The following is a 13,788-nucleotide window of genomic DNA, read 5'->3' as shown; positions in this document are numbered from 1 at the left end:
ATGCTGCGTGATTCAGTGATGCTCATGGGCCGCATTCAGGTAGACCACCGTCAGGACGGTAAAGATGAATGCCTGCAGGGTGATGACCAGGATATGGAAGATGGCCCAGGGAACGTTGAGCGTCCAGGTAACCCAGAACGGCAACAGAGCAATCAGGATGAAGATCACCTCGCCTGCGAACATGTTGCCGAAGAGTCGCAGCCCCAGACTGAGCGGCTTGACGAGCAAGCTGATGATTTCCATCACCAGGTTGAAGGGGATCAATAACCAATGGTTGAAGGGCGTCAGTGAAAGCTCCTTGGCAAAGCCGCCGAGTCCCTTGACCTTGATGCTGTAGTAGATGATCAGGCAGAACACGCCCAGCGCCATGCCCAGGGTGGCATTAGGATCGGTAGTAGGCACCAGCTTCATGTATTCGACCCCGAGACGGGCGAACAACGCAGGGGCCAGATCGACTGGCACGAGCTTGAGCAGGTTCATCAGGAAGATCCAGACAAACAGCGTCAATGCCAGCGGGCCAATCAGGGAGTTCTTGCCATGGAAAGCGCCACGCACGGTGCCTTCGATGAACTCGAAGACCATTTCTATGGCGTTCTGCAGCTTGCCCGGCACCCCGGTGGTAGCGGCCTTGCCCACCTTTCTGAACAGCCAGATGAACAACACCCCCATGGCCAGCGACCAGCCCATGGTATCCAGGTGGATAGCCCAGAAGCCCATTTCCTGGGCCTCGGTGCTGGAGTGCGCGATGGACCAACCGTTCTCGGGGTGGTAGCCGTATGTCAGATTCTGCAGGTGATGCTGAATATACTCCGTGGGAGTCGGGTTGTTGCCTGCCATGAGCTGCCTCGATTTCAGTTGGGTGATGGTCGTGTGCCCAGCACGGCGGCCAGACAGTGAACGAACAGCATCACCACATAAGCGCCAAAGAAGAAAGCATGATTTGAGGGGGGCACTGCGACGAACACCACGGTCAAAAGAGCCACCGTCAAACCAAACTTGCCGGCTTCCGCTCGATAGAAGCCACTCACGATGTTCTTGGCGTGACGTCCTCCCCGATAGCGGAAGGCTCGCCAGGCAAAAAAGGCATTGGGCAAGAAGGCCACGACCCCGCCCACGAAAGCTGAGTAGGCGCTGGGACTTCCTCCCGACAAGGCGCCAACCCCCGTCATCATGACTATCACGACCAATTGTGCAAGTAACAGTCGCCGAATGCCGGGGCGCTTGATCCTGGCTGCCATGAGGTCTCCGTTTATCAACCTTGTCGTGGCACCCAGGCCTCCTCAATGACCACCGCGTCCGACAACGTCGGCGGTCCGGCGCGATTATAGGGAAGCGACCCGTCGGCTTCAACCGGATAAGGGGCGAATATGCGCGATATCGCGCTAGCTTACGACTAAAAGTCGATGAAAAAGCGCGAACTTCTTTAGCATGCTAAATGGCGTCCACGCCTCAACGTATGTGTTCGAGAATGCCATCCAGCTCTTCGAGACTGGCATAGCGGATGGTCACTCGCCCCTTGCCGCTCTGGCCATGCTGGATTTTCACCGGTGCGCCGAGCAGCTCGCCCAGGCGGGACTCCAGCCTGGCCACATCCGGGCTCGGCTCGGACTTCTCGGCCTTCTTGCGTCCTCCGGCGGCCAGTTGCTTCACCAAGGCCTCGGTGGCACGTACCGTCAGATCCTTGTTGACCACCTCATGCGCGGCCTTGCGCTGCTTGGCACCGGACAGCGCCAGGAGTGCGCGCGCATGTCCCATGTCGAGATCGCCCCGCTCGAGCAGGGTCTGCACCTCGGGATCCAGCGACAACAGTCGCAGCAGATTGGCCACCTGGGCCCGTGAACGGCCGACGGCGTCAGCGGCCTGTTGCTGCGTCAGCTCGAACTCGTCGAGCAGGCGCTTCATTGCCATGGCCTCTTCGACCGGGTTGAGGCTCTCGCGCTGGATGTTCTCGATCAACGCCAGGGCCAGGGCCACTTCGTCGGAGACCTCGCGGATCACCGCCGGGATGACATCGAGCTCCGCCAGCTGGGCCGCCCGCCAGCGACGTTCGCCGGCAACGATCTCGTAGCGCTCCTCGTCGATGGGACGCACCACGATCGGCTGCATGACCCCCTGGGCACGAATCGAGTCGGCGAGTTCTTCCAGTGCCTCGGGCTGAATGTCACGACGTGGCTGGTAGCGGCCTCGCGTCAGCTGACCAAGCGGCAGGCGTTCGAGTCGTTCCTCCGATCCCGGCAGTACCTGGGCGCCATCGTCCTGTTCGGCTCCCTCCAGTGACGTATCGACCTCGGGCAGATCAAGGCTGTCACGGCGTCGAGCGTTGGCGCCGATCAAGGCATCCAAGCCACGTCCCAGGGCGCGTTGTTTGCGCGTCATCGAGCTTCCCTCATTTCCAGGGCTATACGGTTACAACGACAGGCGACGAATCAATTCCTTGGCCAGCACCCGATGGGCCTGGCTGCCCCGCGAGAAGCGAGCGTACTTGGTCACCGGCAGGCCATGGCTCGGCGCCTCGGCGACCCGCACGTTACGCGGGATGGTGGCCTTGAGCAGCGCATCGCCGAAATAATCGCGCAGCTGCTTGCTGACATCACGGGTCAGGCTGTTGCGACTGTCGAACATGGTGCGCAGGATGCCAAAGATCTCGAGTGAGGGATTCACGCTATCCTTGATCTGCTCGATGGTATCGAGCAGAGCCGAGAGTCCCTCGAGGGCATAGAACTCGCACTGCAGCGGGATGAGCACGCCATCGGCGGCCGTCAGGGCGTTGACGGTGAGCATGTTCAGCGATGGCGGGCAGTCGATCAGCACCACGTCGTACTCGGCCGCCACATCCTCCAATGCCTTGACCAGGCAACGCTCGCGCCCCTCGTCGCGCTCCAGCAGCTCCACCTCGGCGGCGGTCAGGTCACCATTGCCGGGCAACAGGGCGAAACCGGCCTCGGGACAATCGAGGATCACCTCACTGGGCTTGCGTTCACCTAGCACGACATCGAGGACGCTGCCGTCGAGTTCGTGCTTGTCGACGCCACTGCCCATGGTGGCATGCCCCTGGGGATCAAGGTCGACCAGCAGCACGCGTCGATCCAGGGCGGCCAGGCTGGCAGCCAGGTTGACGGCGGTGGTGGTCTTGCCTACGCCGCCCTTCTGGTTGGTCAAGGCGATGATCTTGGTCACGGCGACTTCCTTGCGAGTGACGGACGCCTCAGGGGCGACCCTGGGTGGAATCGGTACGCTCGAGGATCACGAGCCGACGCTGGCCGGTCTCGAAGGGCACGGTCAGCTCATGGCTGGCGACCGGTGCCACGTTCTCGGGCAACCCGCTCAGTTCATCATCCACGGCGGGGCCCTTCATGGCCAGCCACCGTCCCTCATCGGCCACCAGGTCGGCACTCAGCGAGACGAAATCGCCGAGACTGGCAAAAGCGCGGGAGATGACCTCGCAGTAGCCGTTCTCCGGCCCTTCGAAGGCCTCGACCCGAGCCTGGACGGGCGTGACATTGGTCAGACCCAGCTCCATTACCGCCTGGCGTTGGAAGCGCACCTTCTTGCCATTGCTGTCGAGCAGGGTCACCCGACGCTCAGGCTCCAGGATCGCCAGTACCAGTCCTGGCAAGCCGGGGCCGGCGCCAACATCGAGCAATGTCGATCCCGTCACGAAAGGCGCCACGGCCGCGCTGTCGAGCACATGCCGGGAGACCATCTCTTCGGGTGCCCGTACCGCGGTGAGGTTATAGGCGCGGTTCCACTTGTGCAACAGCGTCAACAGGGACAACAGACCTTCCCGAGGTCTTGGCCCGGCATCGATACCGAGCTCGCTCAGGCCTCGTTCCAGGCGTTCGCGCAGCCCATGATTATCCTGGGTCATCCGTTGGCCACCCGGCTATCGTCGAGCAGACGTCGCTTTTTCAGGTGAATCAGCAGGATCGATACCGCCGCTGGCGTGACACCGGAGATGCGCGATGCCTGGGCCAGCGTCTCGGGCCTAGCCTCGACGAGTTTCTGGCGAATCTCGTTGGAGAGTCCTTCGACCTGATCATAGTCAAGGTCGTCAGGCAGCGGCGTGGCCTCATGGCGCTTGAGCTTGTCGATCTCTTCCTGCTGACGATCGATGTAACCCTGATACTTGGCCTGGATCTGGACCTGGTCGGCAACCCGCTCGTCGTCGACGGGTTCCCCGACCAGCCCGGCCACATCCCGATAGCCGAGTTCGGGGCGCCTGAGCAGCTCGAGCAGATTGTATTCGCGCTTCAGCGCCTGACCGGTGGTTTCGGTGACACGCTTGGCGGCCTCGCTGCCCGGTTGAATCCAGCAGGCCTTGAGGCGCGATGTCTCACGCTCCACAGCCTCTCGCTTGGCACTGAACGCTGCCCAGCGTCGATCATCGACCAGCCCCAGTTCTCGACCCGTCTCGGTGAGGCGCATGTCGGCGTTGTCCTCACGCAGCAGCAGACGGTATTCCGCGCGAGAGGTGAACATCCGGTAAGGCTCCCGGGTGCCGAGAGTGATCAAATCGTCGACCAGAACCCCGAGATAAGCCTCGTCGCGACGCGGCCACCAGGCATCGAGCCCCCGAGCCCGCCGTGCGGCATTGAGCCCGGCCAGAAGCCCCTGGGCTCCTGCTTCCTCGTAACCGGTGGTGCCGTTGATCTGCCCGGCGAAATACAGGTTGTGGATAAATTTCGTCTCGAGGGAATGCTTCAGGTCACGCGGATCGAAGAAATCATATTCGATGGCGTAACCGGGACGCGTGATGTGCGCGTTTTCCAGCCCTCGGATCGAGCGGACCACCTGCAGCTGGACGTCGAACGGCAAGGACGTGGAGATGCCATTGGGATACAACTCGTGCGTGTCCAGTCCCTCCGGCTCGACGAAGATCTGGTGGCTTGCCTTGTCAGCGAAGCGATGCACCTTGTCCTCGATGGAGGGGCAGTAGCGGGGACCGACACCCTCGATGGCCCCGGAGAACATCGGCGAACGCTCCAGATTGGCGTGGATGATCTCGTGGGTCCGCTCGTTGGTGTGCGCGATATGGCAGCTCACCTGGCGCGGATGCTGGCTGCGTTCGCCGAGATAGGACATGACCGGCGTTGGCTCATCACCAGGCTGCTCGTCGAGCTTCGAAAAGTCCACGCTCTTGGCATCGAGACGCGGTGGGGTGCCGGTCTTCAGGCGATCGACGCGAAACGGCAAGGCACGCAAGCGCTCGGCCAGGGCATTGGAGGGCGGATCGCCAGCACGGCCTCCACGACTGTTGTCCAGGCCGATGTGGATAACGCCGCCGAGGAAGGTGCCTGTGCACAACACCACGGTCTCGCTCATGAAGCGAATCCCCGTTTCGGTGCATACACCGCGAACCTGGTCGCCCTCGACGATGAGATCGCCGGCTGCCTGCTGGAAGAGCGTCAGGTTGGGCTGGTTTTCCAGCATGCCGCGAATGGCGGCCTTGTAGCGAACGCGATCCGCCTGGGCACGAGTTGCGCGCACGGCTGGTCCCTTTCGAGCGTTGAGCACACGAAACTGGATACCGCCCATGTCGGTGGCCAGCCCCATGGCGCCCCCCAGGGCATCGATTTCCTTGACCAGGTGGCTCTTGCCGATCCCGCCAATGGCAGGATTGCACGACATCTGACCGAGGGTCTCGATGTTGTGGGTCAGAAGCAGTGTCCGGCAGCCCGTGCGGGCCGAGGCCAATGCGGCTTCGGTGCCCGCGTGACCACCACCGATGACGATGACATCGAAACGGTCGGGGTACTCCAAGGTTCACCTCGTTCGGCGCCAGGCGCCGATATTGCGGATCGGGGATGAAATCAGCCAGCCAGTATAACCCTCCTGTGGGTAATCGTCAGGGTTTTCCACACCCAGATTTTCATCCTCGCCCTTCTGCTGAGTCATTACCTATTACATAAACAATATAAGAATAAGAAGTTCTGTTGCTGTAGTAACTACTGGTGTGGACGTTTTCCGTGGATAAACCGTTTTATTTCTTTCCTTTCAATAGATTGCAGTGTTGATCGAAAGTAGGAAAAGACGCTGGCGGCCTGCGGACGATGTGTTCGGGGCCTGTGGATGAAAGATCGTGTTGCCCACAGGCGAGCGCGAGCACGGCTTTTCCACCGATGTCTACCGTGATTGTCACCGTGACTGTGAACAACCCACCCTGTTTTTCCACATCCCGCCAATGGCGGGCGTCGTGGCGTGATAACAGCGCTTGTGCCGCTTGGGTTTTCCACAGGCAGAAAAAAGGCCCTGTCGGTAACGACAGGGCCTTTCAAGGTATGCTGAGAGAGGTGATATCAGTGCTTGAGCACGCGAGACAGGAAGCTTTGCGTGGGCGCTTCAGAGGGGGAATCGAAGATCGTCTCGGGCGGGCCTTCCTCGACGATCCGACCCTTGTCGATGAAGATGACCCGATCGGCCACCTCGCGGGCAAACCCCATCTCGTGGGTCACGATCATCATGGTCATGCCCTCGTTGGCCAGCTCGCGCATGGCATCGAGCACTTCACCGATCATTTCCGGGTCCAGCGCCGAGGTGGGCTCATCGAAGAGCATCAGCCGAGGTTCCATGGCCAGGGCGCGTGCTAGTGCCACCCGCTGCTGCTGGCCGCCGGACAGCTGTGTGGGGTACTTGTCTATCTGGTCGCTGATGCCGACCCGAGCCAGCAGGCGTTCCCCTGTCTCGACGGCGGCATCACGGCTCAGGCCACGGACCTTCATCGGCGCCAGGATCACGTTGTCGAGCACGCTCAGGTGCGGGAACAGGTTGAATTGCTGGAAGACCATGCCGACTTCGGTACGGATCTTCTGCAGCGCCTGAGTTGCCTTGCCGTCGGGCAGCAGGGGATTGCCATCGACGTCCAGTTCGCCTTGCTGGAACTCCTCGAGGCCATTGATGCAGCGGATCAGGGTCGATTTGCCGGAGCCGCTGGCACCGATGATCACCACCACCTCACCTGGCGTTACCGTCAGGTCGATGTCCTGAAGAACGTGAAAGTCGCCGAAGTGTTTGTTGAGCTTGTTCAGCCGCACGATGGCCTCGCCATCGGACGTGGACTTCTCGTGATTCATGTCGTGCATTCCTTTCATTGTCCGACCAGGCCCTTGCGCTCGAGCAAGCGCAACGCAAGCGAGAGCGTCAGGGTGATCGCCAGGTAGAGCATGGCGACCATCAGGTAGACCTCCAGGGCGGTGAAGGTGGTGGCGATGTAGATCTGTCCCTGGCGGACCAGTTCACCGACGCCGATGACCGAGAACAGCGAAGTGTCCTTGATACTGATGATGCCCTGATTACCCAGCGGCGGGATCATGCGTCGGAAGGCTTGGGGCCAGATGATGTAGCGGAAGGTCTGGACCCTCGACAGCCCCAGGGAAAGCCCGGCTTCGCGCTGGCCTCGTTCGATGGACTGGACGCCTCCGCGTACGATCTCCGAGATGTAGGCGCCGGAGTTGACGGCGATGGCTGCGATGCCGGCGACCAGGGCATTGATCGGGCCGCCGAGCAGTTGCGGCAGGCCGTAGAAGATGAACAGGACCTGTACCAGTACAGGGGTTCCGCGAAAGATTTCGATATAGGCCACGGCGGGCATTCGCAGCCAGGCCGTCGGACTGATGCGCAGCAAGCCGAAGATGATGCCGATGATGAAGCCGATGGCCAGGCCACCGAAGGAAATGAGCAGGGTGTAGGGGATACCCGGTGCAAGATGCGGAATGGAGGCGAAGGCCGCCTGCCAGTCGAATTGAAAGTCCACTTGGGGGTCTCCCGTCAGCGTTTCCTGGGTGAGGGAAACACTGCCTAAATGCCTGAGCATGCAACGCGCTTCGCCATGGCCGCCAGGGGTGGCGGCTAGCCTGCGGTCCCGTCGCAAGACGGTTCAAATTCGCTCCCGGCGAATCTGTGCGCGGTGCTGGTGCGCCAGCCCGGTCGAAAGCTCGCCAAACTTTCCGTTATGTCTCGCTTTCTGTGCTTCGCGTGCCCTGCGCTTTGCCATGCTCGGTGATTTATTCAGCGTTTCCTGAGTGCTTGGGTACAGGCACAACGCAACGGGGTCGGGCCCTGGGACCCAACCCCGTGTTTCAGCAAGGCAGACGGATCATTCCTCGTCCGATGAAGATCCGAACCACTTGGCGTGGATGTCATCGTAGGTGCCGTCTTCCTTCATGGCGGCCAGTGCCTCGTTGATGGGTTCGACCCATTCGCTGCCCTTGGCGATGGCAAGGCCGTATTGCTGGCCTTCGTAGAGCGGACCGACCGTCTTGACGCGCCCTTCCCCCTTGGTCTGGGAGAAGTAGCCGACATTGGGCGCATCGTAGAAGACTGCATCGACACTGCCGCCGAGCAGCGCCATGTACATGTCGCTGGAGCCCGGATAGGGAGTGATGTCGGCGCTGTCGCCGAGGTTTTCCTCGAGATAGTCGTAGCTGGTGGAACCGACCTTGGTACCGACCTTCTTGCCTTCCAGGTCCTCGACGGTCTGGATGCTGTCGTCATCGGCATTGACCAGCAGTTTCAGGCCGCTGTCGTAGTAGGGATCGGAGAAGTCGACGATTTCGGCGCGTTCGTCGGTAATGGTGATACCGGCGATGGCGATATCGATGTTACCGGTCTGAACGGCAGGAATGATGCCGTTGAAGTCCATGGTCCGGAGATCATAGTCGAACCCGGCCCGTTCGGAGATTTCCTTGATGATGTCCATGTCGAAACCGACCATCTCGCCGGTTTCCTGATCCATCATCTCGAAGGGCACGAAGCTCGGGTCGGTAGCCACGTCGAGGGTCTGTTCCTGAGCGACGGCCAGGCCGGAGACGCTCAGACCTAGGCCGATGCAGGATGCCAGCGAGACCGCCTTCAGTTGACGTTTCATACGTTTCCCCATGGAAGCAATTATTGTGGAATACTCATCCACCATGGCGAGTTGTCGTGAAAGCGTCAAGTCCGGGCCGGTGGCGCCATTTAGCGCCAGATCAACGGTCTCGTTCAGACCATGAAGGAGGCGCCACAGCCGCAGGTGGTGGTGGCGTTGGGGTTCTGGATCATGAAGCGTGCCCCGGCCAGGCCTTCCTCGAAATCCACGGTGGAACCGACCAGATACTGGTAGGAAAGGGGATCGACCACCAGAGCCACGTCATCGAACTCTACCAGCGTATCGTCCTCTGCGACCGAGTCGGCGAAATCGAAGCCGTACTGGAAACCCGAGCACCCGCCGCCGGTCACGTAGACCCGCAGCTTGAGATCGCGGTTGCCCTCTTCTTCGATCAGGCTCTTGAGGCGCGCCTTGGCGCTGTCGGACAGCAACAGCGGTGTAGGAACGAAGGATGCGACACCGCTCATCGGTGACCTCCTCGTAATCGGTGGATGTGGTTCATGCCACGATTATCCACACCACCCAGTAAAAGGGTCAACTATTGTGGCGAAATGGCCCATGAGAGTGCGGTGGTGTCAGGGCATCATCGCCGGGGCGTCGAGCCCGGCGGTTTCGTCGAAGCCGAACATCAGGTTGAGGTTATGCACCGCCTGGCCGGATGCGCCCTTGACCAGATTGTCGATCACCGAGAGCACGACCACGGTGTCGCCGTCGCCGGGACGATGCACGGCCAGGCGGCACATGTTGGCACCCTTGACGCTGCGAGTCTCGGGATGGCTGCCCGCCGGCATCACGTCGACGAAGGGTTCATTGGCGAAGCGGCGCTCGAACAACGCCTGGAGATCCTCGGTATCGGCATGGAGCTGGCCATACAGGGTGGCGTGGATACCGCGGATCATGGGCGTCAGGTGTGGCACGAAGGTCAAGCCCACCGTGCTGCCCGCCGCGTCGCCGAGTCCCTGGCGGATCTCCGGCAGATGACGATGCCCCGAGGCGCCGTAGGATTTCATCGATTCGCTGGCCTCGGCCAGCAGCGAGGGCACCTTGGCGCCTCGTCCGGCGCCGGTGACGCCGGACTTGCAGTCGGCAATGATCCTGCCCGGATCGATCGACCCGCTCTCCAGCAGTGGCAGCAGGCCGAGCTGCACGGCAGTGGGATAACAGCCGGGCACGGCAATCAGGCGAGCGTCGCGAATGCGCTCGCGGTTGGTCTCGGGCAGGCCGTAGACCGCTTCGTCGAGCAGTTCGGGGGCACCGTGCGGTTGCCCGTACCATTGCGTCCATTCCTCGGCGTCGCGCAGGCGGAAATCCGCCGACAGGTCGATGACCCGGGTCCCCCGGGCGAGAAGATCACCGGCCAGGGCATGCGCCACGCCATGAGGCGTGGCGAAGAACACGACGTCGCAGGCGGCCAGTCGCGCCGGGTCGGGTTCGCTGAAACGCAGCTCGTCGTAATGTCCGCGCAGGTTGGGGTACAGCTCGCTGACCGCCAGTCCGGCCTCGCTGCGCGAGGTGATGGCCTCGACACTGATGTGCGGATGGCGAGCCAACAACCTGAGCAGTTCGACTCCGGTATAGCCGGTGCCGCCGACGATTCCGACCTTGATCACGATGGACTCCTCATGGTGGACGCTGGGACCTCTGTCTCTGGATATGATACACAAGAGAAGCATGGCCTACCCAGTGGGGGGTCATCCAGTGTCAGAGCCTTGTCGAACATGTCTCTGCGTTCATCGATTGCTCGGATAATGCCAGGGTCCAGAGGAAGGTCACCTTGTCGCGACGCCCGTTACCCGATTTCACCCTCGACGGTTTCCGCCGTCGGCTGGCCAGTGTCGATGCCCTGCCTCAATTGTGCGTTCTGGGTGTCTTCTCGGGATTGATCACCGGAGGATTGATGGTCGGCTTCCGCTTGATGCTGGAAGTCGGTGCCATGGCGTTCATGCCCGATGCCGATCCCGAGGCGTTCGAGGGGCTGTCTCCCGCGCTCAGAGCCTCGTTGCCGTTGCTGTCAGTGACGCTGATCGGCCTGTGGTTATGGCGCCAGCCGCCTGCCGGGCGCCAGATCGGCGTGGCGCATGTCATTGAACGACTGACCTATCATCAGGGGCGCTTCCCGATGCGCAACTGGTTCACGCAGTGGTGGGTCGGTCTGGTGTCGGTGCTCGGCGGGCTGTCCGCCGGACGCGAGGGACCGGCCATCCATCTCGGTGCTGCAGCGTCCAGTGGACTTGGCCAGCGGTTGCGCCTGCCTCACAACAGTCTGCGCGTTCTGGTGGCCTGCGGCACCGCCGCCGGTATCTCGGCTTCATTCAATACCCCGATCGCCGGGGTCATCTTCGCCATGGAAGTGGTGATGATGGAATACACCATCACCGGTTTCATGCCGGTGATCCTGGCGTCGACGATCGGCGCTCTGGTGGCGAGGGTGGCTTATGGGGGCGAGCGCCCCTTCCAGATGAGCGGCGTGGAGCTGGAATCGCTCTTCGACTTGCCCTGGATTGTGCTCAGTGCCCTGGTGATCGGCGTGCTGGCGGGATTCTTCGTGAGAGTGGCGCGTTCCGGGAACGTCATGCAGCGCCTGCCCTTTCCGGCACGCCTGGTGGTGGTCGGTCTGCTGGTGGGAGCGGTGGCCTGGTGGTATCCCCAGGTACAGGGAATGGGGTACGACAGCCTGGGAGCCATCCTGAATGGCACGTCGTCGCTCGATGTGTTGCTGGCGCTGGCCATCGGCAAGCTATTGCTGACGGCGATCACCGTGGCGTGCGGCATTCCGGTGAGCATCATCGGGCCGGTCCTGGTGGCCGGTGGTGCTGTCGGTGCCTTGTGTGGCCTGTTCGGCGGGTGGCTGTTGCCCGAGATCGCTGCCGGTCCCGAGGTATACGCCATGCTGGGCATGGCAGCGATGATGGGTGCGGTGTTGCAGGCGCCCCTGGCGGCGCTGATGGCGTTGCTGGAGTTGACCCATAATCCCGGCCTGATCCTGCCGGGCATGCTGGCTGTGGTGGTGGCGGGATTGACGTCGCGGCAACTGTGCGGCTGCGACGGTTTCTTCATCAGCGTCACGCGCCATGGTCTGCACCCCTTGCAGCAGCCGTTGATGCAGGCCCTTTCCCGTGTCTCGGTGCCGGCAGTCATGGAGCGTGCCCTGGTGCGCACGCCGCGCCGCGTGACCCGGGCCGAGGCCAGTGCCCTGCTGGATAGCAAGCCGGAGTGGGTGGTCATCGAGCGTTCCCGGGACGACAAGCCGACGCTGGCGCTCAAGGCGGCGGCCCTGGCTCGCTGGATGCTGGAACACGATGAGAATGACAATATCGACAAGGACGGTCGACTGGACTTGCTGGAGATTCCCGGTCAGCGCCTGGATCTGGCGCCGATCCATCTGCAGGCGACCCTCTCCGAGGCCTTCGATCGGCTCAACACCAAGCACGTGGATGCCCTGTACGTGGAACACGGACATCGTCCCGGAAGGAGGCGAATTTCCGGTATCATCACCCGTGATGCCATCGAACGTTACTACCGCTTCAGCGACACTTGAGGAGTCGACATGTACCCCTGGATCAAGGCCCTTCACCTTGTGGCCGTGGTGACCTGGTTCGCCGCCATGTTCTATCTGCCGCGACTCTATGTCTATCACGCCACGGCGCGTGACCGGGACGAGCGACAGGCCATGGCGTACTTCGCCACCATGGAGCGCAAGCTGTATCGCGGCATCATGACCCCCTCGATGATCGCCGTGCTGGTGTTCGGCGGCATTCTGCTCTATCAGGCCCCGGCGTGGCTCGGGCAGGGATGGATGCACATCAAGCTCGTTCTGGTGGCCTTGTTGGTGGCTTATCACCATGTCTGCCTGATCTACCTCAAGCAGTTTGCTGCCGAGCGCTGCCAGCGTTCCCCACGTTATTTCCGCATCTTCAATGAGTTGCCCGTGATTGCCTTGCTGGCGATCGTCATTCTTGCCGTGCTGAAGCCGTTCTGATGCCGATTCCGCGTACGACCAACCCCCACCTGCCGGTAGTGCTGGTACTGGGGGGACATGACCCTACCGGTGGTGCCGGCCTGGTGGCCGATGCCGAGGCCATTGCGGCCTGCGGTGGATGGGCGCTGACCATTCCCACCGCCATGACGGTCCAGAATTGTCGAGACGTCAGTGCGGTCCATCCGGTGGGAGCCGAGCTCGTCAAGGCGATGGCGGCCGAGCTTGTGGATATCGAGATCGCCGCCATCAAGATCGGCCTGGTGGCCGATATGGCAACGCTGGACGCCGTGGTGGAGATCGTGCGGCAGCGTCCTGGCGTTCCGGTGGTGGCGGATCCGGTGCTCAAGGCCGGAGGAGGCCGCGAGTTATCCACCGAGGCGCTGGTCGCTGGCTATCGGTCGCGAGTGCTACCGCTTGTGGATATTTTGACGCCGAACCACCTGGAGTTGTCGCGACTGGCCGAGGGAGATGACCAGGACGAGACCCAGCAGGCGGTGAGCCTGATGCGCTTGGGCTGTCAGGCGGTACTGGTCACGGGCACCGAGGCACCAGAGGGTCGCGAGGCGACCGAGAGCGTCGTGCATACCCTGCATACGCCGGATGGCGATCGCCAATGGGAATGGTCGCGCCTGGATGGCGTCTTCCATGGGTCGGGATGCACGCTGGCATCGGCCCTGGCGGCCCGCTTGGCACTGGGGGAGTCCTTGGCCAGTGCCTGCGAGCAGGCCCAGAACTTCACCTGGAATGCCCTGGCGAATGGCTGGCAACCCGGGCAGGATCAGTGTCTGCCGAGGCGGCTCTGGCGGCTACCGGTCGGCATGACGTAAGGCGACGATGGTCATCGGGCTGGTCTTTGCCGGCGTCTGCGTCGAGAATGGAACCACGATGATCGGCCGATTGGGTAGGCGTATTTCGACGATATTCACCGCGAGATCACCGCTAGCCA

The 13,788-nt window shown here is 62.0% G+C and carries 14 protein-coding genes; 3 read left to right on the top strand and 11 right to left on the bottom strand.

Translation table 11 applies throughout. The annotated features are described in order from the left end of the window. Positions 1-12: 12 nt before the first annotated feature. The 11 genes from atpB to argC form a co-directional block, all read right to left on the bottom strand. Entirely contained in the window at positions 13-837 is an 825-nt protein-coding gene (gene atpB / locus HSDC_RS10675; protein WP_064699928.1) for a F0F1 ATP synthase subunit A, read from the bottom strand. Between the two features lie 14 nt (positions 838-851). Then, entirely contained in the window at positions 852-1,238 is a 387-nt protein-coding gene (locus tag HSDC_RS10670; protein ID WP_064699927.1) for an ATP synthase subunit I, read from the bottom strand. A 211-nt stretch (positions 1,239-1,449) separates the two neighbouring features. Next, the gene (locus HSDC_RS10665; protein WP_064699926.1) at positions 1,450-2,376 is read right to left on the bottom strand and encodes a ParB/RepB/Spo0J family partition protein; all 927 of its coding nucleotides are present in this window, start codon (positions 2,374-2,376) and stop codon (positions 1,450-1,452) included. 30 nt (positions 2,377-2,406) lie between these two features. Beyond that, positions 2,407-3,177: a ParA family protein gene (locus HSDC_RS10660; protein ID WP_064699925.1), complete on the bottom strand. Its 771-nt coding sequence runs from the start codon at positions 3,175-3,177 to the stop codon at positions 2,407-2,409. Positions 3,178-3,205: 28 nt separating this feature from the next. Then, positions 3,206-3,868 (bottom strand): 16S rRNA (guanine(527)-N(7))-methyltransferase RsmG, encoded by a 663-nt coding sequence (gene rsmG, locus HSDC_RS10655; protein WP_064699924.1) that lies wholly within the window; start codon positions 3,866-3,868, stop codon positions 3,206-3,208. Next, entirely contained in the window at positions 3,865-5,760 is a 1,896-nt protein-coding gene (gene mnmG / locus HSDC_RS10650) for a tRNA uridine-5-carboxymethylaminomethyl(34) synthesis enzyme MnmG (protein ID WP_064699923.1), read from the bottom strand. The genes rsmG and mnmG overlap by 4 nt, the downstream gene beginning before the upstream one ends. A 536-nt stretch (positions 5,761-6,296) precedes the next feature. Beyond that, complete coding sequence (locus tag HSDC_RS10645) at positions 6,297-7,070, bottom strand: amino acid ABC transporter ATP-binding protein (protein ID WP_064699922.1); 774 nt, start codon at positions 7,068-7,070, stop codon at positions 6,297-6,299. 14 nt (positions 7,071-7,084) lie between these two features. Continuing rightward, positions 7,085-7,810 (bottom strand): amino acid ABC transporter permease, encoded by a 726-nt coding sequence (locus HSDC_RS10640; RefSeq protein ID WP_064699921.1) that lies wholly within the window; start codon positions 7,808-7,810, stop codon positions 7,085-7,087. A 282-nt stretch (positions 7,811-8,092) separates the two neighbouring features. Further along, positions 8,093-8,863, bottom strand: coding sequence for a transporter substrate-binding domain-containing protein (locus tag HSDC_RS10635; protein ID WP_064699920.1), 771 nt, complete (start codon positions 8,861-8,863; stop codon positions 8,093-8,095). Between the two features lie 113 nt (positions 8,864-8,976). After that, positions 8,977-9,330 (bottom strand): iron-sulfur cluster insertion protein ErpA, encoded by a 354-nt coding sequence (erpA, locus tag HSDC_RS10630; protein WP_064699919.1) that lies wholly within the window; start codon positions 9,328-9,330, stop codon positions 8,977-8,979. Positions 9,331-9,438: 108 nt separating this feature from the next. Further along, a complete protein-coding gene (argC, locus tag HSDC_RS10625) occupies positions 9,439-10,473 on the bottom strand; it encodes an N-acetyl-gamma-glutamyl-phosphate reductase (protein WP_064699918.1) in 1,035 nt (344 codons plus the stop codon). 164 nt (positions 10,474-10,637) lie between these two features. On the opposite strand from argC, the gene HSDC_RS10620 reads away from it, so the two are divergent. From HSDC_RS10620 to thiD, 3 genes are read left to right on the top strand one after another with little or no spacing between them, the layout of a single operon-like run. Continuing rightward, positions 10,638-12,401: a chloride channel protein gene (locus HSDC_RS10620; RefSeq protein WP_064699917.1), complete on the top strand. Its 1,764-nt coding sequence runs from the start codon at positions 10,638-10,640 to the stop codon at positions 12,399-12,401. A 9-nt stretch (positions 12,402-12,410) separates the two neighbouring features. Beyond that, positions 12,411-12,842 carry a protoporphyrinogen oxidase HemJ gene (gene hemJ / locus HSDC_RS10615; RefSeq protein ID WP_064699916.1) on the top strand — a complete coding sequence of 144 codons (432 nt, stop codon included), beginning with the start codon at positions 12,411-12,413 and terminating at the stop codon, positions 12,840-12,842. Next, positions 12,842-13,669 (top strand): bifunctional hydroxymethylpyrimidine kinase/phosphomethylpyrimidine kinase, encoded by an 828-nt coding sequence (gene thiD, locus HSDC_RS10610; protein WP_064699915.1) that lies wholly within the window; start codon positions 12,842-12,844, stop codon positions 13,667-13,669. The genes hemJ and thiD overlap by 1 nt, the downstream gene beginning before the upstream one ends. Positions 13,670-13,788: the final 119 nt, after the last annotated feature.

The organism is Halomonas caseinilytica, from assembly GCF_001662285.1.
Classification (GTDB): Bacteria; Pseudomonadota; Gammaproteobacteria; order Pseudomonadales; family Halomonadaceae; genus Halomonas; species Halomonas caseinilytica.
The sequence above is the reverse complement of the archived record's forward strand: the minus strand, read 5'-3'. Positions and strand labels throughout refer to the sequence as shown.